The sequence below is a fragment of the Roseateles agri genome, from assembly GCF_034043675.1.
Lineage (GTDB): Bacteria > Pseudomonadota > Gammaproteobacteria > Burkholderiales > Burkholderiaceae_C > KK5.
This window is the reverse complement of record NZ_JAXCLA010000006.1, coordinates 75,707-98,836: the sequence shown is the minus strand read 5'-3', so window position 1 is coordinate 98,836 and position 23,130 is coordinate 75,707. Positions and strand designations below refer to the sequence as shown.

Genomic DNA, 23,130 nt, shown 5'->3' with positions numbered 1-23,130 from the left:
GGACGACGGGTTTTTGGAGTCTTTGAGGAGAAAGCAATGAGCTTATATCGCCTGAGTCTGCTGGCCGCCGCGCTGGCCATCGCCCAAGGGTCGGCATCCGCGGCCACGCTGAGTGGCAGCGCCCCCGCCGTCTCGACGACGGTCGGGGGCACGACCACCGTCTTGCTGACGACGACGCTGTCCGACGCGATCGACCTGCAGGGCGCCAGCCTGTACCTGAACTGGGATGCTGGCCTGCAATTCACCGGCGTTGACGCGTCCGTGGCCGGCGGGGACTTGAACAGCTTCATCGGCCTGTTCGATCCACAGTTCACGGTTGAGAATTCCGGCCCGGGCGCGTACTCGCTGCAACTGGTAGGGCCGCTGAGCCCGATCACTCTGGAGGCTGGCAACGCGACGGTGAGCTTCACCTTTAAGGCTCTCGCCACGGGCACGCAGAACGTCACGATCGACGTGCACGTGACCGATGGCGATTTCAACGACGTTGCGTTCACCCAGCCGCTCGCCACCTCGGTGAACGTGTCGGCCGTGCCGGAGGCGCCGCCCGCCGCGATGCTGGCTGCCGGCCTCGGCGTGCTCGCGCTGCTGGCCCGTCGCCGCCGCCCTTCCTGATCTGACCGCATGCGGAGCTGGCCCAGCGCGGGCAGGGCGCTCCGCCGCACCGGACGATGAACGCCCGTCACGACATTCCCTCTTCGTCATCCCCCGCCGCGGGCGCGCTCGGCGCCGATGCGGCCTGGGCGGCGCTGGCCGGCGCCGAATCGGCCGAGGCGCTGTGCCGCGCCTGGCTGGCCGTGCTGTGCAGCCTGGTGCCCGGCGTCCAGGTGGGCCTGCTGCTGCTCCAGGATGCCGAGGGCTCCTACGTGCCCGCCGCCGCTTGGCCCGAGGGCACCGAGCTGCAGCGCCTGGCCGACGTGGCGCGCGAATGCCTGACGACGCGCCAGGGCGTGCGCCGCCAGCATGCGGATCATCCGACGCAGCTCGCCTACCCGCTGTCCGCCGGCGCGACCTTGCACGGCGCCGTCGTCATAGAACTGCTCGATCCCAGTCCCGAGGCGGCGCGGCTCAGCGCGCGGCTGACGCATTGGGGCGCCGGCTGGATGGCCGACCTGTTCGACCAGCGCGAGCTGGCCGGCGCGCGCAAGCGGCTGGACGAATCGGCCTTCCTGTTCGAGGTGTCGCTGGCGGCGCTGGCCGAGCCGGATTTTCGCCAGGCCGGCCTCACGCTGGTCAACAAGCTGGCCGCGCGTTTCGGCTGCCATCAGGTGCAGCTGGCGCTGGTGAACGGGCCCCAGCTGGAGACCTCGGCCGTCTCGCATTCGGCCTGGTTCGACGAGCGCGCGAACCTCACCGCGCTGGCCCGCGGCGCGATGAGCGAGGCCTTCGACCAGCGCCGGCCGGTCATCTGGCCGGAGCCGGAAGACAGCGCCGAGGGTCAGGTCTTGCGCATGACCCACGCGCGCTACGCCGCCGACTCCGGCAGCGCGGCGCTGGCCTCGATCCCGCTGGCGATCGGCGCGGCGCCACCGTTCGCCGTGCTGCTGTTCGAGCGCGGCACGCCCTTCGTGCCGGCCGAGCTGAAGGGCATGGAACTGCTGGCCGGCGTGCTGGCCCCGGTGCTGGAGCACAAGCATGCGCGCGACGAAGGTCTGCTGGCCCATCTGCGGCGCAGCGCCCGGCATGCGGCGGCGCGGCTCACCGATGCCTCGCATCCAGGCCTGAAACTGGGCGCAGGCGTGCTGGCGCTGGCGCTGCTGATCGCGGCGCTGGTGCCGGTGGAAGACCGGGTCTCCGCGCCGGCCGTCATCGAGGGCGCGGTGCAGCGCGCGGCGGTGGCGCCCTTCGACGGCTTCCTGCGCGATGCGCCGGCCCGGGCCGGCGACACGGTCAAGGCCGGCCAGGTGCTGGCGCGCATGGAAGACCGCGAGCTGCAGCTGGAGAAGGTGCGCTGGGAGACCGAGCTGGAGATGGCCCAGCGCAAGGAGCGCGAGGCGATGGCCCAGGCCGACCGCGTCAACCAGCGCCTCTCGGCCGCGCAGGCGAACCAGGCCCGGGCGAACCTGGACCTCGTGCTGTCCAAGCTGGCCCGCGTGGAACTGACGGCGCCCTTCGACGCGGTGGTCGTCAAGGGCGACCTGTCGCAGCAGCTCGGCGCGCCGTTGGAGATCGGCAAGACCTTGTTCGAGCTGGCGCCGCTGGCGAGCTGGCGCGTGATGCTGAAGGTGGACGAGCGCGACATCGCCCGCGTGCAGGCCGGGCAGGCGGGCGAGCTGGTGCTCACCGGCGCGCCGGGCCAGCGCTGGAAGTTCACGCTCAAGTCGGTGACGCCGGTGTCGGTCGTCGAGGAAGGGCGCAACTACTTCCGGGCGGAAGCCGAGTTGGCCGATCCGGGCAGTGGGGCTGCGCTCAAGCCGAACATGGAAGGCGTGGCCAAGGTCGTCGCCGGCGAGCGCAGCCTGCTGTGGGTCTGGACGCACCGTTTCACCGATTGGGTATCGCTGGCCCTGTGGCAATGGACTCCGTAGCCCCCGCTAGCGCGGAACGCCCGCTCGGCGACGCGTTGTTCTCCGGGAACTGGTACCGCGTTGCCAACCTGAAGCCGCGCTTGCGTGGCCATGTGCGGATCCACCGGCACGTCTACCGCGGCGAGATCTGGTACGTGGTGGAGGACCGGGTGGCCGGCAAGTACCACCGCTTCAATCCCGGCAGCTACCGCGTGATCGGCCTGCTGGACGGCGAGCGCAGCCTGCAGCAGGTGTGGGAGCGGCTCTCGGCCGCGATGGACGAGCACACGCCCAGCCAGGACGAACTGGTGAACCTGTTCGGCCAGCTCTACGCCGCCGACCTGATCCAGTGCGACGTGACACCGGACGTGGCCGAGCTGTTCGAGCGCGGCGGCCGGCAGCGGCGCAGCAAGTGGTTGCAGCGCTTCGCCAACCCGGTGTCCTTGCGCTTCCCGCTGGTCGACCCCGATGCCTGGCTGGGCCGCGTAATTGCCGCGGCCGGGCCGCTGGCGCGGCTGCCGGGCCTGCTGCTGTGGCTGGCCGTCGTGCTGCCCGCCGTGCTGCTGGCGCCCAGTCACTGGAGCGAGCTGACCGGCAACATCAATGAGCGGTTGCTGACCGTGGACAACCTGGTGCTGCTGGCGCTGCTGTTCCCGCTGCTGAAGGCCGCGCACGAGATGGGCCACGGCCTCGCTGCCAAGCGCTTCGGCGGCGAGGTGCACGAGATGGGCGTGATGCTGCTGGTGTTCTTCCCGGTGCCCTATGTGGATGCCAGCAGCTCCAGCGCATTCGCGAGCCGCTGGCCGCGGATGCTGGTCGGCGCGGCGGGCATGCTGACCGAGCTGTTCATCGCCGCGCTGGCCTTCTACCTGTGGCTGGTGCTGGAGCCGGGCTTCGTGCGCTCGCTGGCCTTCAACGTGATCGTGCTGGCGAGCATGACCACCTTGATGTTCAACGCCAATCCGCTGCTGCGCTACGACGGCTACTACATCTTCGCGGACGCGATCGAGAGTCCCAACCTCGGCCAGCGCGCCACCGACTACTGGGCCTGGCTGATGCGCTACCACCTGTTCGGCCAGCACCAGGCCGAGCCGCCGCTGAGCACACCCGGCGAGCGCCGCTGGTTCCTCGTGTACGCGCCGCTGGCGCTGGCTTATCGGCTCTTCGTGCTGTTCAGCATCGCGATCTTCATCGCCAGCCGCTACTTCTTCGTCGGCGTGCTGATCGCGGCCTGGGGCATTTTCGCGAGCCTGCTGATTCCCTGGTTCCGCGGCCTGAAGCGGCTGGCCGGCGACCCGGCACTGGAGCCACAGGCGAACCGCGTGCGGCGCGTGCTGTGGATCGCGGGGTCAAGTCTTGCGCTGCTGCTTTTCGTGGTGCCGCTGCCGCACCACTCGGTCGCGACGGGCGTGGTCTGGCCCAGCGACAACGCGGTGCTGCGCGCCGGCGGCGCCGGCTTCATCGCCAAGCTGCTGCTGCGGCCGGGCGAGCGCGTGCGGCCGGGGCAGACCGTGGCCGAGCTGGTCGACCCGGCGCTGGATGCGCGGCTCGGCGAGCAGCGTGGCCGGCTGGCGCTGGCGCAGGCCAAGTACGACGCGGCCTTCGGGGTTTCGCCGACGCGTGCGGCCCTGCTGGCCGAGGAAATGCGGCGCGAGCAGGCGGCGCTGGCATCGCTGGAGGACGAGGCGGCGAAGCTGGTCGTGCGCGCTGAGGTGGCCGGCACCCTGCTGCTGGCGCGGCCGGACGACCTGCCGGGGCGCTACGTGAAGCGCGGCGAGGTGATCGGCCATGTGGAGACCGGCGAGCCGGCGCGGGTGCGCCTCGTGCTGCCGCAGTGGCAGACGGCCGCCGTGCGCGGGCTGGAAGTGCGGCTACCGCAGCAGGCGGACCGCACCTTCGCGGCCACGCTGGTGCGCAGCGTGCCGGCCGCCGGCCGCGAGCTGCCGAGCCCCGCGCTGGGCACGGCGGCGGGTGGCGACATCCCGCTCGATCCGCACGACACCAAGGGGGTGCAGGCGCTGCAGACCTTGTTCGAGAGCGAGCTGCAACTGGACGCCGGCATGCCCTACCGGCAGATCGGCGCGCGGGTGCTGGTGCGGCTGGAGCATGAATCCGAGCCGCTGGCGGCGCGCTTGTGGGACGGCTTGCGGCGGCTGTTCCTGTCGCACTTCCAGCTATGAGCGCGACGCTTCCACTGGAGATCGGCGAGCAGCTCGCGCACGGCATCTTCCCGGAGCGCCGCGACGTCGACGAGGCGGCTCATGATCGCTTTGCCCGTGGTCTTTTGTGGCGCTTGAAACGGCAGTTATGGCCCGCGGTACCGGCCTTGCGCGGCGTGGCGAAGGCAGCGGGTGCTCTTGAAGCGAGTCTGCTCGAACTGCGCGACGAGGACTTGCGCCGCCGCCTGTTCGCCGCCGCCCCCGCTGCCGTGCAAGCCGGCCGCGCCGCGGGCCTGGCCGAAGTGCTGGCGCTGGTCCGCGAGGGCGCGCGGCGCGCACTGGGCAAGCGGCCCTTCGACACGCAGCTGATGGGCGCTGCGGTGCTGCTGGAAGGGCGGCTGGCAGAGATGCAGACGGGCGAGGGCAAGACCCTGACGGCGGGCCTGGCGGCCGCGATCGCCGGTGCGGCCGGCTTGCCGACCCACGTCGTCACCGTCAACGACTACCTGGCCCGGCGCGATGCCGAGCTGATGCAGCCGCTGTTCTCCTTCTTCGGCCTGAGCGCCGGCGTCGTGTGGGCGAGCCTCGGCGAGGACGCCAAGCGCCTGGCCTACCAGCGCCCGATCACCTACTGCACGAACCAGAGCCTGGTCTTCGACTACCTGCGCGACCGCGTCTCCGCTGGCGGGCGCGTCAGCCCCGCGCAGATGCATGCGCGCTCGCTGCACGGCCAGTTGCCTCGGCCGCTGTTGCTGCGCGGCCTGCATTTCGCGATCGTCGACGAGGCCGACTCCATCCTCATCGACGAGGCGCGCACGCCGCTGATCCTCTCGGAGATCCACGGCAAGCCGCCCGACGACGCCGACTACCGCCAGGCGCTCGCCATCGCCGCGACGCTGAAGTTCGGCGAGCACTTCGGCATCGATGCGGCGCGGCGCAACCTGTACTTCGAGGCGGCGGGCCTGCCGGCGGTGCGCGACGCGGCGGCCGATCTCGGCGGTGTCTGGGGCGTGGCGCGCGGGCGCGAGCACCTGGTCGGCCAGGCGCTGCGCGCACTGCACCTGTTCCATCGTGACCAGCACTACGTCGTCATTGAGGGCAAGGTGCAGATCGTCGACGAGTACACCGGCCGCGTGCTCGACGGCCGCACTTGGGAAGGCGGCCTGCACCAGATGATCGAGGCGAAGGAGGGGCTCGATCTCAGTGAGCCGGCCCGCACCTTGGCGCGCATCACCTTCCAGCGCTTCTTCTGCCGCTACCTTCGCCTGGCTGGCATGACCGGCACCGCCGCCGAGGTGGCGCCGGAGCTGAACGCCGTCTACAAGCTCGACGTCGTGCGCCTGCCCACGCACAAGCCCAGCCGCCGCTTGACGCTGCCACCGCGGCTGCTGCGCGACCAGGCCGCCAAATGGGCGGCGGCGCGTGCGGTGGTGGAAGCTCAGCTCGCGGCGGGCCGGCCGGTGCTGGTGGGCACGCGCTCGGTACGGGCCTCGGAGGCGCTCTCCGCCGTGCTGGGACCGCGCCAGGTCCATCGCGTGCTGAACGCACGCCAGGATGCCGAGGAGGCCGACATCGTCGCCAGCGCCGGCCAGCCGGGCGCGCTGACGGTGGCCACCAACATGGCCGGCCGCGGCACCGACATCCACCTGGGCGAGGGCGTGCATGCCAGCGGCGGGCTGACGGTGCTGCTGACCGAATTCCACGACTCGGCGCGGATCGACCGGCAACTGGTCGGCCGCGGCGCGCGCCAGGGCGACCCGGGCGTGGCGCAGGCCATCGTCGCGCTGGACGACGAGATCTTTCGCGACCACGCCGCAGGCCTGCAGGCGCTGCTGGCGCGCGTATTTGCCGGCCGCGAGGAACTGCCTGCCTGGGCTTCCGAACTGCTTCGCCGCGCCGCGCAGGCTCACGCTGGCCGGCTGCACGCCGCGATGCGCCGCCGCACGCTCAAGGCCGATCGCCAACTCGACAACATGCTCGGATTCGCTGGAAACCAGATATGAAAGTTCCGCCGCTTCTGCTGATCGCTTTGCCGTGCCTTTCGTTCGCGGCACCGGAGCAGTCCAACACCTTCGACTGCCTGATCGAGCCCAACCAGCGCATCGACATCCGCAGCCCCGCGAACACCTTGATCGACAAGATCCTGGTCGACCGTGGCAGCACGGTGAAGGCAGGCGATGTGCTGGTGGTGCTGGACGGCAGCGTCGAGCGCGAGGCGCTGGCGCAGGCGCAGCAGCGCGCCGAGTCCGAGGCGGAGGTGCGCGTCGCTCGCGCCCGCGCCGACTATGCGGCCGACAAGCTGCGCCGGCGCGAGGACCTGCTGTCGCAGAACTACATCTCCTCGCAGGACCGCGACGACTCCGCGGCCGAGCTGCGCGTCGCCCAGGCCGAACTGGCGCTGGCGATGGACAACCGCAGGATGGCTGGTACCGAGATGCAGCGGCTCAACGCCGTGCTGCGCCAGCGCACCCTGCGCGCGCCGTTCAGCGGCGTGGTGACCGAGCGGCTGCAGCAACCGGGCGAGCTGGCCTTCACCGGCGAAGGCTCGGCCAAGCCCATCCTGCGGCTGGCGCAGACGAACCCGCTGCGCGTGGAAGTGGTGCTGCCCGTCGCGATGATGGGCAAGCTCAGCGCCGGCCGCCGGGCCGAGGTCGTGCCCGAGGCGCCGCTGCAGGGCCGCTGGCAGGCACAGATCAAGGTGGTGGACCGCGTGTTCGATTCCGCCAGCGGCTCCTTCGGCGTGCGGTTGGAACTGGCGAACCCGAAGGGTGACATCCCGGCGGGTGTGCGCTGCAAGGTCAGCTTTCCCTGACCCCCCTGGTTTGGTGCTCATTCCGGATCGGTCTTGGGATCGACCCGATGGCCGGATTGTTTCTGGCGTGACACGATCGCGCGCGCCTCGTTGAGGCGAAGAACACAAGACGGAGCAGGGACGGTGATGACGAGAACGATGCATCGGATGGGCTTGCGAATGGCCCTGGTTGCTGCCGTGGCGGCGCTGAGCGCGTGTGGCGGCGGTGGTGGCGGTGGTGGCGATGGGGGCAGCAGCGTCGACGGCGCCGATCTGTCCACGAAGCAATACCTGCCCCTGCAGACGGGCAGCCGCTGGGTCTACCAGTATTCCGACGGCGATGGGGCGCCGGTCATTCAGGAGATCACCGGGACGCGCAGCGTTTCCGGCAACACGGGCGCCGTGATGTCGTCCACCGATCCGGACGATGGCGAGTCGGTGCTCGTCGAGACCGGCAGCGGCATCAGCCAGGTGCCGGGGACCGGTGCCGATCCGCTCACGCTGGCGCTTGGGCCTGTGCAGTTGATGAAGTATCCGATGCACGTCGGCGACAGCTTTACCGCCGCCAAGGCTTCCATCGGTCCGGTCGTGGACTTCGATGGCGACGGCAAGGCGGACAGCGCGTCCGTGACGGCCAGCACCCAGGTCATCGGCGTCGAGTCGATCAGTACGGCCGTGGGCAGCTTCAGCGACGCGCTGCACCTGCGCACGACGGTTGTGGCTTCCGTGCAGTCGACGCTGCTCGGCAGGACCGTCGACATCACCAGCGTCACCGACGATTGGTATGCCTCGCGGATCGGCCTGGTCAGTTCGTCCACCAGCACGAGCAGCGCCGGTGTGGCGGTCGCCTCGTACACCGAGAAGATCCTGGGCTACAAGGTCGGCGGCCAGAGCAGCGATACGGTCGCCCCGACGGCCAGTGTCGCCGGTCTCGACGGCAGCACGCCGTTGGGGCCGCTGACGAAGATCGCCGTCACGTTCAGCAAAGCCATGGATGCCCGCACGCTGGCAAATGCGCTGCAGGTTTTCGACGCCGCTGGGCAACCGGTCGCCGGCAGCATCAGCTCAAGCAGCACGGGACTGCAGTTCACGCCTGCCACGGCCTGGGCCAGCGGCAGCTACACGGCGGTGCTGGCTGTATCGGCGCAAGACCTGCTGGGCAACCCGCTGGCCACCGAGCAGCGCTGGGCCTTCACCATCGATGCGACCGCGCCTTCGCTGCTGCAGAGCACGCCGGCCAACGGTGCTGCGGACGTGCCATTGAGCGGCGCGCTGCAACTGCAGTTCAGCGAGGCCGTCGACCCCGCCACGGTCAACGCGCAGACGATCAGCATCGGCAGCTACAACGTGACGCTGAGTTACCAGGTCAGTGGCAGCATGGTCACGCTGACGCCGGCCGAGCCGATGAGGCGCGGTACCAGCTACTGGCTCTATGTCAACGGCGTCAAGGACCTGGCCGGCAATGCGATCAGCCCCTTGTCGATCGCGTTCAACACCGATCCGGGGCGCTTCGGCGCTGCGGTGAAGCTGCCGCTGCCCACGGCGGATTCCAATGTCGGCGACGTCAATGCGATCGGCGATCTAGATGGGGATGGCCGCGCCGACATCGCCGCCTCCGTACTGCGCTACGACTCAACGCAGGGCGGCTGGGTGTCTGGTGTGCAGACCTACCTCCAGCAGCCGGACGGCAGCCTAGCGTTGGGGCCGAGCGCCGCGTTGCCGACCGGCTACCCGGTGACCTCGGTGGCGATCGCCGATGTCGATGGGGATGGCCGCAACGAATTGCTCGCAGGCATGGGCGAATACGGCGTGCAGGTCTTCCTCCGCGACGGTAGCGGGGCCTGGGTCCCCAGCGCCATCATTCCGGTCTCGGCGAGTCCGCGCATCCAGATGGTGGACCTGAATGGGGATGGCCGTCCCGACCTGGTTGCCTTCGGCAATCGCGATACCGGCATCATCGGCGTCGGTATCGTCGGCACCGTGGAAGTCTGGCTGAACCTGCCCGGCGGCTGGATGTTGAATGACCGACTGGTGGTGGGCGACTTCGGCATGACGGCATCGGACTTGGTCGTCGGCGATCTAAACAGCGATGGGCGGCCCGACATCGCCTTCAGTGGCAGCGGCCTGTCCAGTAGCATTCGCGTCGCGGCCGGTCTTTTGCCGCAGGGCGGTGACGGTCATTTCAGCGCCGTGTCGCAGTGGTTCAGTGCCGGCAACGGAGGAGGCGCCGGGCTGGCGGTCGCTGATTTCAACGGCGATGGCCGGCCGGATGTGGCCCTGTACTCGGGTTACGGGCCAATCTTCTTCTACCTGCAGAATGGCGGAGGCAATCTAGTCGACGCACCGGCGCAACTGGCCACCAATTCCGGTGGTGGACTGAAGGCTTTGGACATCAATGGCGATGGTCTGGCGGACCTCGTCTATGACGATGGCACGTCAATGGTCGTGCGCTTGCAGTTGTCAAGCGGCGGCTTCGCCGACGAGGCGCACTATCCACATGGCTTTCACGGGGGAGGCGCCGATATCGGGGCACTTGCAGTCGGCGACTTCAACAGCGATGGGCGGCCCGACGTCGTCGTCTCCGGTGAGTTGCTGATTCAGCGTCCTGTACCCGTGAACTCGCAGGCAGTGCGATCGGCCCGACCGGCTGCTGCCGGTACGGATCTGCTGGCGAAGCTCAAGCAGGCGTTCAAGGTGCTGGCAGGTGCGTCCCGGGTGCGCTGAGCGTCACGACCGCCTGGTCTGTTCGATCCTCAACTCGGCCAGGATCGCTTCGGTGTCAGCCCCGGGCTTTGGCCCCGGCTGCGGTTCGCGCAGCACGCTGCGCGAGAAGCGCGGCGCAGGCGCCGGCTGCAAGTGCCCGTCGACGGCGACGAAGTTGCCGCGGGCGCGTTGGTGCTCGTGCTCGGCGGCCTCCTGCAGCGTCAGCACCGGAGCGAAGCAGACGTCCGTGCCCTCCAGCAGCCGCTGCCATTCGTCGCGCGTCCTGCTCTTGATCCGCGCGGCGACGCGCTGGCGCAGGACCGGCCACTGGCGCCAGTCGTGCTGGCCGGCGGGGTCGACGTCTTCCAGGTCGAGCCGCTGCAGCAGCTCGTTGTAGAACTGCGGCTCGATCGCGCCGAGCGTGACGTGCTTGCCGTCCGCGCATTCGAAGGCGTCGTAGAACGGCGACTGGTGCAGGAAGAGATTGCGCGCGGGGTCGTCGTTCCAGATGCCGACGCCGCGCATCGAGCGGATCAGTGCGGTGAGCATGCCCACGCCGTCGACGATCGCGGCGTCCACCACCTGGCCGCGTCCGGAATTTCTGGCCTCCAACATCGCGCAGACGATGCCGAAGGCGAGGAACATCGCGCCGCCTCCCATGTCGCCGATGAGGGTCACCGGCAGGCTCGGTGCCGTGCCGGGGCGTGTGCTGACGGCCATGGCGCCGCTCAGCGCGACGTAGTTGATGTCGTGGCCGGCGGCTTGGGACAAGGGCCCGGTCTGGCCCCAGCCGGTGACGCGGCCGTAGACGAGCTTCGGATTGCTGGCCTCGAAGCTCGACGGGCCCAGGCCCAGGCGTTCCATCACGCCGGGGCGGTAGCCTTCGATCAGGGCATCGGCGCCGTCGATCAGCTGGCGAACGGCGGCCAGGGCCTCGGGCTGCTTCAGGTCCAGGCAGATCGAGCGCTTGCCGCGGTTCATCGCATCGCCGGCCTGGACGACGCGCAGCGCCGCCGGCCGCTCGATCACGATCACGTCGGCGCCCATGTCGGCCAGCAGCATGCCGCAGAACGGGCCGGGCCCGAGGCCGGCCATCTCGATCACGCGCAGCCCGTGCAGCGGGCCGTGTTCTTGCTCCATGTCAGTCTCCTTCGTCTCACAGGACAATACTCGAATGAGCAAGGCATTCACGAAGGAATCCGACAGCGGCGATGACGACGACGAGGTCTCGCTGCCTGCGTTGCCGCAGGGCACGCGCAACTACATGACGCCGGCCGGCTACGCGCGGCTGCGGGCCGAGTTCGTCGAGCTGCTGGACGTGGAACGGCCGAAGATCGTCGAGATCGTCTCCTGGGCCGCCAAGAACGGTGATCGCTCGGAGAACGGCGACTACCTGTACGGCAAGAAGCGCCTTCGCGAGATCGACCGCCGCCTGCGCTTTTTGACCAAGCGCCTGGACGTCGCGGAGGTGGCCGACCCGAGCGTCCACCACGGCAAGGATCAGGTCTTCTTCGGCGCGACGGTGACCTACGCGAACTCCAAAGGCGAGGAGCGCACGATCACGATCAAGGGCATCGACGAGAGCGACAGCCTGAAGGGCGAGGTCAGCTGGATCTCGCCGATCGCGCGCGTGCTGCTGAAGGCGCGGGAGGGGGACGAGCTGCAACTGGTGACGCCGGTGGGCGTCGAGAAGATCGAGGTGCTGGAGGTGAACTACCCGGCACCTAAGGCCGACTGAGTCCGGTCAGGGCTTGACCCGCTTCGCGCGCCGCACCGCCGGCGAGCGGTTCAAGGTGCGCAGCACGTCGGCCAGGTGCAGCCGGTCGCGCACCGACAGCAGCAGGTTCATCTCCGCGTCCTTGCCGTTCTGCGGTTCCTCGCCCATCGAGATATGGGTGATGTCCGCTTCGGCGGCGCTGACGGCGGAGGCGACCTGGGCCAGCACGCCCTTGCCGTTGTGCAGCATGACGGAGATGGCGGCCTCGAAGGAGCGGGTCAGCTCTTCCGCCCAGTTCACCGCGATCCAGTGCTCGCTGTCGCGCTGGAACAGGCGCTTGCCGACCGAGCATTCGGCCGTGTGCACGACCAGGCCTTCGCCTCGGCCGAGGTAGCCCTTGACCTCGTCGCCGGGGATCGGCCGGCAGCAGGGGGCGAGACGGACCGAGGCGCCTTCGCTGCCGTCGATCGTTACCGAGCCCTGGGCCGGTGCGTCGTCGGTGGCGAAGCGGCCCATGCTGAGCATCACGGCGTCCGGCCGCTGGCCCTGTTCGGCCAGCATGCGGGCCAGCTTCTTGGCGACGATCGAGGCGATCTTGCGGCCCATGCCGACCTCGACCAGCAACTCGTCCACATGCCGGTTGCCGGCCCAGCGGGCGAGCTGCTGCCAGAGCTGGGCGGCCTCGAAGTCCTCGTCGTTGAGACTCGGCAGCGCCAGGCCCTCCGCGCGCAGCGCCTGGGCCAGCATCTTCTCGCCCAGGCCGCGCGATTCGTCCTGCTCGAGGTTCTTCAGGAAGTGGCGGATCTTCGAGCGTGCGCGGCCGGTGCGCACGAAGCTGAGCCAGGCCGGGTTGGGCCGCGCGCCGGGCGCGGTGATCACCTCGACGACGTCACCGCTGTGCAGCTCGGTGCGTAGCGGCACCGGTTCGCCGTTGACCTGGGCGGCCACCGTGTGGTCGCCGACGTCGGAGTGGATCGCGTAGGCGAAGTCCACCGGCGTCGCACCCTTGGGCAGGGCCATGATCTTGCTCTTGGGCGTGAACACGTAGACGGCGTCGGGGAAGAGATCGATCTTGACGTGTTCGAGGAACTCGTTGGCGTCGCGCGTCTCGTCCTGGATGTCGATCAGCGACTGCAGCCAGTTCGCACCGAGCTGCTGGGCGCTCTGGGCGTTGGGGCCGGTCTTGTACATCCAGTGCGCGGCCACGCCCTTCTCGGCCACCATGTGCATGGCCTCGGTGCGGATCTGGAACTCCACCGGCGTGCCCAGCGGGCTCACCAGCGTGGTGTGCAGCGACTGGTAGCCATTGGGCTTGGGGATCGCGATGTAGTCCTTGAAGCGGCCCGGCTGCGGCTTGTAGAGCTGGTGCAGCACGCCCAGGCTCAGGTAGCAGGTGGGCAGGTCGCCGACGATGATGCGGAAGCCGAAGATGTCGCTGACCTGGGCGAAGCTCAGGTGCTTGTCCTTCATCTTCTTGTAGATCGAATACAGCGTCTTCTCGCGGCCCTGGATCTCGCAGGGCACCTCGAACTCGGTGAAGGCCTTGCGCACGTCCTGCTCGATCCGCGAGACCAGGTCGCGCCGGTTGCCGCGCGCCTTGGCTACGGCCTTCTCCACCGCCCTGTGGCGCCAGGGGTAGTTGAACTTGAACGAGAGCTCCTGCAGTTCGCGGTAGATCTGGTTCAGGCCCAGGCGGTGGGCGATCGGGGCGTAGATGTCGAGCGTCTCGCGGGCGATGCGGCGCTGCTTGACCGGCTGCATCGCGTCCATCGTGCGCATGTTGTGCAGGCGGTCGGCGAGCTTGATCAGGATCACGCGCACGTCGCGCGCCATCGCCAGCAGCATCTTGCGGAAGGATTCGGCCTGCGATTCCTCCTTGGTCGAGAACTGCAGCTTGTCCAGTTTCGTCAGACCGTCGACCAGTTCGGCCGTGGGCGCCTCGAAGCGCTCGATCAGCTCGGCCTTGGTGACGCCGCAGTCCTCGATCGTGTCATGCAGCAGTGCGGCCATGATGGCCTGGGCGTCGAGCCGCCATTCGGCGCAGATGCCGGCCACGGCGATCGGGTGCGTGATGTAGGGCAGGCCGCTGTTGCGCATCTGGCCCAGGTGGGCCTCGTCGGCGAACTTGTAGGCCTCACGGATGCGCTTGACGTCGGCCTTGGGCAGGTAGTTCAAGCGCGGGACCAGCGCGTCGAACGAGGCGGCCTCGGCCACCGTCGGTTCGGCCGGCTCGCTCGCGCGGAAACCCGACAGCCCGGACAAGGCGGCAGGCAGGCGAGCGGCGGCAAATGATCGAAGTCCCATCCCGGAAGGTTAACTGAAATATGCCCCCGGCCCAGGGAGTACCCTGATCCGCCCCCAGAGGGGGCGACGATACTTGCGGCATCGAGCCGCAAGCACATCGTCAGGTGGGCCGGCTTGGGAGCGGCCCGGCGCTCGGCCCAAACGACAACGGGCGCCCGAAGGCGCCCGTGAGCGGGGGGATGAGGCCCGAAGCTGGTACTTAGACCGGCACCTTGCGCAGCATCTCGACACCGACTTCACCGGCGGCGATTTCGCGCAGCGCGGTCACGCCGGGCTTGTTCTTGCTTTCGATCTTGGGGGCGTGGCCCTGGCTCAGCATGCGGGCGCGGTAGGTCGCGGCGAGCACCAGCTGGAAGCGGTTCGGGATCTTGGTCAGGCAGTCTTCGACGGTGATGCGGGCCATTGTGGTGTTCCTTCAGGGCAGATCGAGGGCGCGGAAAACGGCGGAGCGGTTTCGGCGCTGAGCCGCGTATTTTAGCCGTTGTGCGTGGACGATCGATTTCAGATCGAAAAGAGCGGTCTCGAAGACTGCATTGACGACGACGAAATCGAAGTGCCGGGCCTGGGCGACTTCCTCGCGCGCGTTGGACATGCGCTCGGCGATCACGTCCGGCGCGGTGTCGCCGCGGCGGTTCAGGCGCAACATCAGCTCCTCCCAGGACGGCGGCAGGATGAAGATCAGCACCGCGTAGGGGAACAGCTTCTTGATCTGCAGCGCGCCCTGGAAATCGATCTCCAGCACGACGTCGTCGCCGTGCGCCATGCGTTCCTCGATGGCGGCGCGCGAGGTGCCGTAGAGGTTGCCGTGGACCTGCGCCCACTCGAAGAACTCGCCGCGCGCGGCCATCCCGTTGAACTCGTCCGCGCTGATGAACCAGTATTCGCGGCCATGCTGCTCCTGGCCGCGCGGCTGGCGCGAGGTGTGGGAGATCGACACGTCCAGCTTGGCGTCCAGCTCCAGCAGCGCCTTGACGAGGGTGGATTTGCCGGCGCCGCTGGGCGCGGCGACGACGAAGAGATTGCCGGGGTATTCCATGTTCGGTGATTGCTTGTTCTGGGACGGACCCACGGCCCCGATTATCCCTTGCCCCCAGGCACGGCATCGTCGAGCAGCGCGGCCTGCAGTTCGCGGATCCGCTCGTCCTGGTAGTAGCCACCGTATTCGGTGTAGCGCAGGAAGGGGCGGGCGCAGGTCCGGCACTGCCAGGCGTCGCAGCGGTTGTACGGGAAGAAGGCCGGGGCGATCGGGGCGTCGGCGGACCAGTTGCGCGTTCCGCGCGGGTGGTATTCCTCCAGCGTCGGCTCTTCATCATCATCCGTCTGCCGCAGCGTGCCGACCCGCACCAGGCCCGAGGTGTCGAAGCCGCCGGGCAGCGACTCCCAGCCCAGGCAGACGAGGGCTGCACAGGCGGCGCAGGCTTCGCCGGGATTTCGCGCCGCCGCCAGCGCGATCAGGTCCTGCAGATGCAATTGCTTGCGGTTCGGATCGTCCATGGGCTGCATTGTCGGCGCATGCCGCTACAGTGCCGTGGGGATACGCAAAAGGTAGACACAAGGGAGCGGGGGCTCGGATGATCCTCGAACGGCCATGGCTCAGGTGGCTCGTGACCGTGCTGGCCTTCCTGACGGCCGTGGGCACGAACATGCTGCTGCAACCGCAGCTGGAAGGGCGCGCGCCCTTGCTGCCGTTCTTCCCGCCGCTGGTCTTCGTGGGGCTGTTCTGCGGCGCGCGGCCGGCCCTGGTGCTGCTCGCGGCCTCATGCATCGCGATCCTCTACTACTGGATCGAGCCGATCGGCGAGGTCTGGCCGATCCGGCGCGTGTCCGACCTGATCCTGATGGCGGTGTTCCTGGCATCGGGCGCGCTGGTCGCCTTCGTGTCCGCCTGGGTGGGCGAGCTGATGAGGAGCGAGCGGCTGAGCCGGCGGCGACTGGGTATGGCGCTGTCGGCGGGGCGCATGGTCACCTGGGACTGGAAACCCGGTTCGGGCGACGGCTCCGTGGCCGGCGGCACGGCGCAGTTCTTCGGCGCGTCATGGGCCAGCATGGAGGACATGCTTGCCTCCGTGCATCCCGAAGACCTCGACGAGGTGCGCCGCGCCTGCGATGCGTCGCTGTTGATGGGCGGCCCGCTGAGCTTCACCTGCCGGATGCTGCGCAAGGACAACGGCGCGGTGGTCTGGGCGAAGACCGACGCCATCGTGATGACCGACCCGCGGGGCCGGGCCGTGCAGATCTCCGGCGTGACCGTGGACGTGAGCGACCTCGCCGAGGCCCAGCAACGCCTGCGCCAGGAAGGGCTCAACAAGGATGCCTTCCTGGCGACCCTGGCCCATGAGCTGCGCAACCCGATCGCGCCGATCCGCTACGCGGTGGCGATGCTCCGGCATGCGCCGTCCGCCCAGCAGCGCGATCGCGCGCTCGACATCATCGCCCGCCAGTCGGCGCACATGGCTCGGCTGCTGGACGACCTGCTGGACATCGGACGGATCACGCGCGACGCGATCGTGCTGCAGCTCCAGCCGCTCGACCTGCGCGAGGCCGCCGCGCAGGCCATCCAGTCCGCCGCGCCGGCGCTGGAGGCGCGCGATCAGCTCGTGAAGTTGGAGACTGCGGCGGAGCCGGTGTGGGTCGAGGGCGACACGACGCGGCTGCAGCAGGTGCTGGTGAATCTGCTCGACAACGCGGCCAAGTACAGCACCGGCCCGGGGGAAGTGAGCGTCAGCGTGGCGGCCGAGGCGGGGCAGGCGGTCTTGTCGGTCTCCGACACGGGCATCGGCATCGCACCGGCGCAGCGTGCGCGGATCTTCGACATGTTCACCCGGGTCGATGCCGGTGCGTCGGCCCCGGCCGGGCTGGGCATCGGCCTGGCCCTGTCGCGGCGGCTCGTGGAACTGCACGGCGGCACGATCGAGGTGGGCGACGCCGGCGGCGGCAAGGGAAGCCGCTTCACCGTGCGATTGCCGCTGACCCGGCGCGTCGCGTTGCCGCGCCAGGCGCTGGACGCGCCGGTAGCGAGCGCGACGATCCAGGGCACGCGCGTGCTGGTCGTCGACGACAACGTCGACGGTGCCGACATGCTGGCGGAGGCGCTCCGGCAGGCCGGTTTCGACGTGAGCGTGGCCTACTGCGGGGCCGATGCCTTGCGGGCCTGCGAACAGAGTCCCGTGCGCGCCGCCCTGCTGGATATCGGCCTGCCCGACATCTCGGGGATCGAGCTCGCCCGGCGCCTGCGCGAGGCTGCCGGGCCGCTGCCACTCGCCCTGGTCGCGATCTCGGGGTGGGGCCCGCAGCCCGACCGGGTCGACACCGCGGCGGCGGGCTTCGATGCCCACCTGGTGAAGCCGGTCGAGTACGAGGCCGTGGAACAGGTGCTGCTGCGCCTGCTGCGGCCCGTCGACCTCTAGCTCTGGAAGGGCAGGCTCAGGTAGTACTGCCCCAGCTCCGTCAGCTCGCCGTTGGCGCCGAGCAGGCTGGTGAAGTGGACGTCGTTGTTCCAGCGGCCGGTGAACCAGGCGTAGCGGAACACGTCGGCCCGGCCCTCGCACAGCGCCACCATCTCGGCCATCTGGTCCTTCTGCTTGGCCACCGTGTCGATCTGCGCGCTGCCGTCGCCGGTGTGCCAGTTCGCCATCTCGGTGACCCAGAAGGGCTTGCCGTATTTCAGCAGGCGGTCGAGCTGGTCTTTCAGGCCGTAGTCGTACCAGTGGAAGGCGAGGTAGTCGATCTGCGGAAAGCGGCCGCCGTTGGCGTTGGCATACGCCTCATAGAAGGCATTGAGCCAGACGACCGGATCGCTGTAGCCGGCCATCGTGCCCCAGGTGATCGCCGGGCCGACCAGCTTGACGCCCGTCTTCGCGGCGACCGCCTCGTACTGCGGCCACAGCTGCGCGGCGGCGTCGGGCGTCAGGTTGGCCTGGTCCGTCAGGTTGGGCTCGTTGAGGAGCAGCAGGTACTTGATGCCGGGGTTGGCGGCCAGATAGGCCTCGATGTCCGACGCGGTGAAGTCGCGCCACAGCATCGGGACGAAGTCCATGCCGAAGCGAGCGGCGTAGTCCGTCGGCACGCCGCCGTTGGGCTTCTGGCCCCAGTCGTACCACCAGCTCACGCCGGGTGACATCGCCTGCAGATCCTCGGGCGTGGCGAGGTCGTAGGCGATGCCGCGCTTGGCGCTCTTCGGCGCGGGAGGGGCCGGGGGCTGCGGCGGAGGAGGTGGCGGAGGAGGTGGCGGAGGAGGTGATGCGGGCCCAGGCCCCGGCGATGGAGCGGCCGGCGCCGGGCCTGAGGCATCGGCACCGCCACCCCCGCCGCCGCAGGCGGAGAGCACCGTCGCCGCCAGCGGCGAGAAACCCGCCGCCAGCAGCAGGCGGCGACGCGAATGATCGAGGGTCGGTTTCATAGCGATTTCAGGAAGGCGATCAGCGCGGCGCGGTCGGCCGCGGACAGCGCCTCGAAGCGCTGCCGGCTGGTGGTGGCTTCGCCGCCGTGCCACATGATGGCTTCGGTCAGCGTGCGGGCCCGGCCGTCGTGCAGGTAGCCGACCTTGCCGGTGCTGCCGGGGATGCGTTCGGTGTAGCCGATGCCCCAGAGCGCCGAGGTGCGCCACATGCTGCCGCTGGCCTGGCCTTCGACGAAGTTGTCGGCCAGGTCGGGGCCCATGTCGTGCAGCAGCAGGTCGGTGTAGGGCTTGATCAGCTGGTTGCGCAGCTCGGCGAACTCGGAAGTGCCGCCAGTCTTCATCGAGGCCACGTGGCAGGCGGTGCAGCGGTTGTCCTGGAAGATCTGGGCGCCCGCGGCAACCTGGGTCGGGTTCACGTCGAGGGCGGCCAGCGGCGACACGCCCTTCGGGAAACCGCTGGCCAGGCTGCGCTGTGCCGGCACGGCGAGCAGGCTCAGGTAGCGGGTGACCAGGGTCAGCTCGTCCTCGGTGAGGCCTTTCTCCACCTTGGACGGCGTGCACTTGCCGCTCAGGCAATCGCGGTTGGGGTAGGGCGGGCTCGTCACCGACATGTCCAGCAGCGCCGCCGCGGAGGCCTGGTGGCGCAGGCTGACCTTGGAGGCCTTCCAGCCATAGCGCCCCAGCCGCACGGCGCCGGTCTCGGGGTCATAGGCGTAGTTGGCGGTGCCCTTGACGCCATCGGCATCGGGGCTGCTGCGCACGCGGGCCAGGATGTCGGCGTCGGGCACGGCTTCGAGCAGGCCCATGCCGATCATCGGCTGCGCGCTGCGCAGCGAGAACACGCTGGGCGTCGGGCCGTCGAAAGCGACGCGCGGCTTGCTCAGCTCGACGGTGCTGCCGTCGTTTAGCGTCACAGTCTTCACGTCGAAGCCCGCCACGCGCACGCTGGTGCCCCAGTCCTGCGCCGTGCCGCTGGCGAGCGAGCGCGCGTTCATCTGCACGGTGACGCCGTAGATCGGATGCGGCACCTGCTTGCCGTTGGCGTCCGTCGTCGCGGTGCGCACGGCCATCGTGTCCAGGCGCTGGTTGATCGTGCTGGGCGCGAGGCTGCGGCCGTTGCCGATGTGGCAGGCAAAGCAGGACGACTGGTTGAAGTGCGCACCCTGCAGGCCCACGGCGTCCACATTGCGGTCGTTGCCGGTCTCGTTGTGGTCGCCGGTCCACATATTCGTGTGGACCCAGCGGCGGCCCTCGACGAAGCGCTGCATGTTCTGCATCCCGATCTGGCTGTTCGGCTGCTGGAACATGAACGTCGAGTTGTCCGCGTAATCGTAGGAGACGGAGCCGGTACCGCCCTGCAGCGTCTCGTCCGGCAGCGGCGCGTTCAGCAGGCGCGGCTGCACGCCATACCAGGGGCGCAGGCCGGTGCCGACGACGTAGGTCACCTCGTTGGTGTAGTAGCGCACGGCGCCGCTGTCGCCGACCGCGTCCATGGCCGCGCGGGTGGAGAAGAAGGAGCCGGTGAACTCGATCGCGTCGCCGACCTTCAGCGCGCGCGAGGCCACGTTCGTGCCGTTGGGCACCATCACGCCGTTGGCGTTGGCCGACAGCGCGTTGTAGCCGGGCACGTTGTCCAGCACGACGCTGCAGCCGTCGTTGGCGTACTTCACGCCCATGTAGCCGGCGCCCGGCGTGGCGAGCGCGGTCTGCGGCGGCTTGGGCACGACGCCGCAGGCGGCGATGTCCTGCTGGCCCTGGCTGTAGGTGGAGTCGTCCAGCAGGTCTCCGGGGGACATCCAGCCGTAGCCGGTCACCGTCGGTTCGTCGAAGCGGCGGAAGAAGGACTGGCCGCCGCCCTTCTGCGCCTGCTGGTAGTACTGGTTGACGACGATCGTCGGCTTGGTGACGCCGGCCACCCGGCTGTTGTCGATGAACTCGACGCCCCAGGTGCGGTTCTTGAAGTAGTTGGCGACGAAGTTCAGATAGGCGCCCGGACCCTTGTCCTGCGGGTTGCCGTTCGCGTCGACGGTGTCGTTGACGCCGAAGCCGATTTCGTTCCAGTCCTCGCCGCGCTCGCGGCCGTGGCGCGAGCGGCCCACCATGCCGAAGCGGGTGACGAGGGTGCCGTCGGGCAGGGTGAACTGCACCGTCTCCAGCGGCGCCTGTGCCGCGGCCGGCGGAGCGAGCGCCGAGCCGTTGGCGGGGAAGGCCAGCGCGGTCGTCGAGAGCACCGGCAGCGTGTTGTCACTGCCTGGTGACTTGAAGGCCACTTCGAGCAGAGAGTAGCCATACTGCGTGGCCCGCGCCACGCCCTGCAGGCGCACGTAGCGGACGTTGGCGTTCAGGTTGAAGAACTCCTGCGTGCCGCCCTGGCCGTTCGTCACGTAGCGGATCAGGTACCAGGTCTGGCCGTCGTCCGAGCCCTGCAGCGCGAACTCCTTGCCGTAGGCGTCCTGCCAGGACAGCTTCAGGTAGCCGAGCTGGGTCTTGGCGCCGAAGTCGAACTGGATCCATGCGGCGTCGTCCTGCGCGCTGGACCAGCGCGTGCCCAGGTCGCCGTCGATGGCCAGGTCGGCGCGATAGGCGCCCTCGATGGCTGAGGAACTCGCCGTGGCGACCTTGACCGGCGCTCCCGGTTGACTGACGTCGACACCGGCCGGCAACTGCAGCGCGGGCGGCAGTGGCGGCGTGGCCGCAGGCGAACCCGTTGGCAGGTCCACCGGCACGCTCACCGGCGGCGGTTCCAGCACCGGATCGACCGTGGGGGACGAGGCCGGCGCCGACGGCGGTGCCGGCGGCGGGGCGGCGGGCTGGTCGGCCGGGCTGGAGCCCGCGCCGCCTCCCCCGCCGCAGGCGGCCAGGGCCGCGGCGGCGATCAGTGCGGCGATGCTGGGCAGCGGAGGAAGGCTGATGCTCTTTTTCTGCATGTTCGTTTCTTTGTTGTTCGTGTGACGCAGGCACGCAAGGGCGTGCATCCTGCCGCACTCCCGCAGGGGAAAGGCGACACCAGGCCCTCGGACTTAAGCCCTGTTGACCACTGGTTACGAATACGTCACGAACATGGCGCGGACCGTCGCGGCCGCGCGTCGCCTGGTGCGAAGTCAGCGCGAAGTCAGCGCGAGTTCAGCGTGCGGGCAGGTCGGTCAGCGTCTTCAGGAAGGTGACCACGTCCGCGATCTCCGCGGCGCTCAGCACCGGCTTGTCGCCGGGCTTGCCGCCGAAGGGCGGCTCGGTGTTGACGTTGCCATGGCTGGCCGCGGGCAGGTCGTCGTACTTGCGGACGTGGCCGCGGGCATCGTGCGGATAGACGCGCGCCGGCTGCGTATCGCGCTGCACATAGAAGCGCACGGCATCTTCCAGCGTCTTCATGGCGCCGTTGTGGAAGAACACGCTGCGGGTGGCGACGTTGCGCAGCGATGGCGTCTTGAACAGGCCGCAGTACTCCGGGTGATCGCGCAGGTCGGTGCGCAGCGGACCGCAAAGGCCGAGGTCGATGAAGTGCGGATCACGGTTGGCCGGGATGGCCGGGTTGCGCGGCACGCCCAGCGCGATCAGGCCCATGTCGGTGAACAGCGGGAAGGCGCCGCGCTTGACGACGCTGATGTGGCAGGCGGCGCAGTTGCCCTTGGTCGGGTCGTTGAACAGCGCCAGGCCGCGCGTCTCGGCCGGACTGAGCTTGGTCTGGCCGCGCAGGAAGGCGTCGTACTTGCTGCGGTAGGGCGAGAAGTCCGCCGGGTTCTGCTGGAACACCTCCAGCGCCAGCACGAGGCCGTTCCAGGCCAGCATCGGGCTGTCGAACACGTGTGGGCCCAGGGCCGCGCGCATGGCATTGGCGGAGGGCGATTGCGCCAGGCGGGTGATCACCGCGCGGCGATCGGTGTTGGCCATCTCGAAGGGCGAGAGCAGCGGCGCCTCGGCCTGGTCGTGCGCGGAGCTGGCGCGGCCGTCCCAGGCGAAGCCGCCGGTGGGGCCTTGGTCGACGCTGTCGTTGCCGTCGTTGTCGAAGAAGTGCTCGGCGAAGGGCGGCGTGGTCTGCCGGTACATCAGCGATGGCGCGGCGCGCACGCCTGGCTGCCGGCCGTCCGGCCCGCCCAGTTGCACGGCCAGTGCGTTCGGCGGGCCGTAGGCGTGCGACGGGTCGTGGCAGGAGGCGCAGGCGAGGCGCCCGGAGGCGGACAGCGCGCGGTCGAAGAACAGGGTGCGGCCGAGTTCGGTGAGTTCCTGCGCGCTGGCGCGGCGCTCGAACGGTGTGGCGTAGAAGGGCGCGGGCTTGGCCTCGTTGGCGACGACGCGCCATTCGGCGGCATGGGCGACAGGTGCGGCGGCGGAAAGGACCGAAACGAGGGCGATGAGAAGACGGCGGATCACAGGGGTCGGGGCAGCTATGGCGAAGGCGCCATAGGCGCGGTACCCGCGTCAGCGTAGCGAGCAACGATGACGATCCGATGACGAACCGTGCAGGCCGGCGTGCGCTTGGTGCAACACCTGATCCGGACCGTCTCGGCATTGTCACGGAGCGTTTGCAAACTGGAAAAGGTGTACGAGTTGTCCAC

At 69.4% G+C, this 23,130-nt stretch carries 16 protein-coding genes; 8 read left to right on the top strand and 8 right to left on the bottom strand.

What is annotated here, in order from left to right; genetic code table 11:
* The first annotated feature begins 36 nt into the window (after nucleotides 1–36).
* The 6 genes from SNE35_RS18595 to SNE35_RS18570 all read left to right on the top strand — a co-directional run bounded on the left by SNE35_RS18595 (nucleotide 37) and on the right by SNE35_RS18570 (nucleotide 10,178).
* On the top strand, nucleotides 37–612 hold the full coding sequence (locus SNE35_RS18595; protein WP_320424468.1) for a COG1361 family protein: 576 nt from the start codon (nucleotides 37–39) through the stop codon (nucleotides 610–612).
* Between the two features lie 56 nt (nucleotides 613–668).
* A complete protein-coding gene (locus tag SNE35_RS18590) occupies nucleotides 669–2,525 on the top strand; it encodes an efflux RND transporter periplasmic adaptor subunit (protein WP_320424467.1) in 1,857 nt (618 codons plus the stop codon).
* Nucleotides 2,513–4,684 (top strand): site-2 protease family protein, encoded by a 2,172-nt coding sequence (locus tag SNE35_RS18585; protein WP_320424466.1) that lies wholly within the window; start codon nucleotides 2,513–2,515, stop codon nucleotides 4,682–4,684. The genes SNE35_RS18590 and SNE35_RS18585 overlap by 13 nt, the downstream gene beginning before the upstream one ends.
* Entirely contained in the window at nucleotides 4,681–6,666 is a 1,986-nt protein-coding gene (locus tag SNE35_RS18580) for a preprotein translocase subunit SecA (protein WP_320424465.1), read from the top strand. The genes SNE35_RS18585 and SNE35_RS18580 overlap by 4 nt, the downstream gene beginning before the upstream one ends.
* On the top strand, nucleotides 6,663–7,475 hold the full coding sequence (locus SNE35_RS18575) for an efflux RND transporter periplasmic adaptor subunit (protein ID WP_320424463.1): 813 nt from the start codon (nucleotides 6,663–6,665) through the stop codon (nucleotides 7,473–7,475). Before SNE35_RS18580 ends, SNE35_RS18575 begins: the two co-directional genes overlap by 4 nt.
* Nucleotides 7,476–7,652: 177 nt before the next feature.
* Nucleotides 7,653–10,178: an FG-GAP-like repeat-containing protein gene (locus tag SNE35_RS18570; protein WP_320424462.1), complete on the top strand. Its 2,526-nt coding sequence runs from the start codon at nucleotides 7,653–7,655 to the stop codon at nucleotides 10,176–10,178.
* Between the two features lie 3 nt (nucleotides 10,179–10,181).
* Here the strand turns inward: SNE35_RS18570 and SNE35_RS18565 are convergent, their stop codons facing one another.
* Nucleotides 10,182–11,297, bottom strand: coding sequence for a CaiB/BaiF CoA transferase family protein (locus SNE35_RS18565; protein WP_320424461.1), 1,116 nt, complete (start codon nucleotides 11,295–11,297; stop codon nucleotides 10,182–10,184).
* A gap of 34 nt (nucleotides 11,298–11,331) precedes the next feature.
* Between SNE35_RS18565 and greB the strand changes: the two genes are divergently transcribed.
* Entirely contained in the window at nucleotides 11,332–11,895 is a 564-nt protein-coding gene (gene greB / locus SNE35_RS18560) for a transcription elongation factor GreB (protein ID WP_320424460.1), read from the top strand.
* A 6-nt stretch (nucleotides 11,896–11,901) separates the two neighbouring features.
* On the opposite strand, the gene SNE35_RS18555 is transcribed toward greB, so the two are convergent.
* The 4 genes from SNE35_RS18555 to SNE35_RS18540 all read right to left on the bottom strand — a co-directional run bounded on the left by SNE35_RS18555 (nucleotide 11,902) and on the right by SNE35_RS18540 (nucleotide 15,672).
* Nucleotides 11,902–14,178: a RelA/SpoT family protein gene (locus SNE35_RS18555; RefSeq protein WP_320424459.1), complete on the bottom strand. Its 2,277-nt coding sequence runs from the start codon at nucleotides 14,176–14,178 to the stop codon at nucleotides 11,902–11,904.
* A 199-nt stretch (nucleotides 14,179–14,377) separates the two neighbouring features.
* Nucleotides 14,378–14,581 carry a DNA-directed RNA polymerase subunit omega gene (rpoZ, locus tag SNE35_RS18550; protein ID WP_320424458.1) on the bottom strand — a complete coding sequence of 68 codons (204 nt, stop codon included), beginning with the start codon at nucleotides 14,579–14,581 and terminating at the stop codon, nucleotides 14,378–14,380.
* A 12-nt stretch (nucleotides 14,582–14,593) separates the two neighbouring features.
* On the bottom strand, nucleotides 14,594–15,214 hold the full coding sequence (gene gmk / locus SNE35_RS18545) for a guanylate kinase (protein WP_320424856.1): 621 nt from the start codon (nucleotides 15,212–15,214) through the stop codon (nucleotides 14,594–14,596).
* A 41-nt stretch (nucleotides 15,215–15,255) separates the two neighbouring features.
* Nucleotides 15,256–15,672 carry a hypothetical protein gene (locus tag SNE35_RS18540; RefSeq protein ID WP_320424457.1) on the bottom strand — a complete coding sequence of 139 codons (417 nt, stop codon included), beginning with the start codon at nucleotides 15,670–15,672 and terminating at the stop codon, nucleotides 15,256–15,258.
* Nucleotides 15,673–15,749: 77 nt separating this feature from the next.
* On the opposite strand from SNE35_RS18540, the gene SNE35_RS18535 reads away from it, so the two are divergent.
* Complete coding sequence (locus SNE35_RS18535; RefSeq protein WP_320424456.1) at nucleotides 15,750–17,585, top strand: ATP-binding protein; 1,836 nt, start codon at nucleotides 15,750–15,752, stop codon at nucleotides 17,583–17,585.
* On the opposite strand, the gene SNE35_RS18530 is transcribed toward SNE35_RS18535, so the two are convergent.
* The 3 genes from SNE35_RS18530 to SNE35_RS18520 all read right to left on the bottom strand — a co-directional run bounded on the left by SNE35_RS18530 (nucleotide 17,582) and on the right by SNE35_RS18520 (nucleotide 22,945).
* Nucleotides 17,582–18,577, bottom strand: a complete 996-nt coding sequence (locus tag SNE35_RS18530) for a glycoside hydrolase family protein (RefSeq protein WP_320424454.1) — start codon at nucleotides 18,575–18,577, stop codon at nucleotides 17,582–17,584. The two genes, SNE35_RS18535 and SNE35_RS18530, sit on opposite strands and share 4 nt — an antisense overlap.
* Nucleotides 18,574–21,504: a di-heme oxidoredictase family protein gene (locus SNE35_RS18525; protein WP_320424453.1), complete on the bottom strand. Its 2,931-nt coding sequence runs from the start codon at nucleotides 21,502–21,504 to the stop codon at nucleotides 18,574–18,576. The genes SNE35_RS18530 and SNE35_RS18525 overlap by 4 nt, the downstream gene beginning before the upstream one ends.
* A 196-nt stretch (nucleotides 21,505–21,700) precedes the next feature.
* Nucleotides 21,701–22,945: a cytochrome-c peroxidase gene (locus tag SNE35_RS18520; RefSeq protein ID WP_431312766.1), complete on the bottom strand. Its 1,245-nt coding sequence runs from the start codon at nucleotides 22,943–22,945 to the stop codon at nucleotides 21,701–21,703.
* Nucleotides 22,946–23,130: the final 185 nt, after the last annotated feature.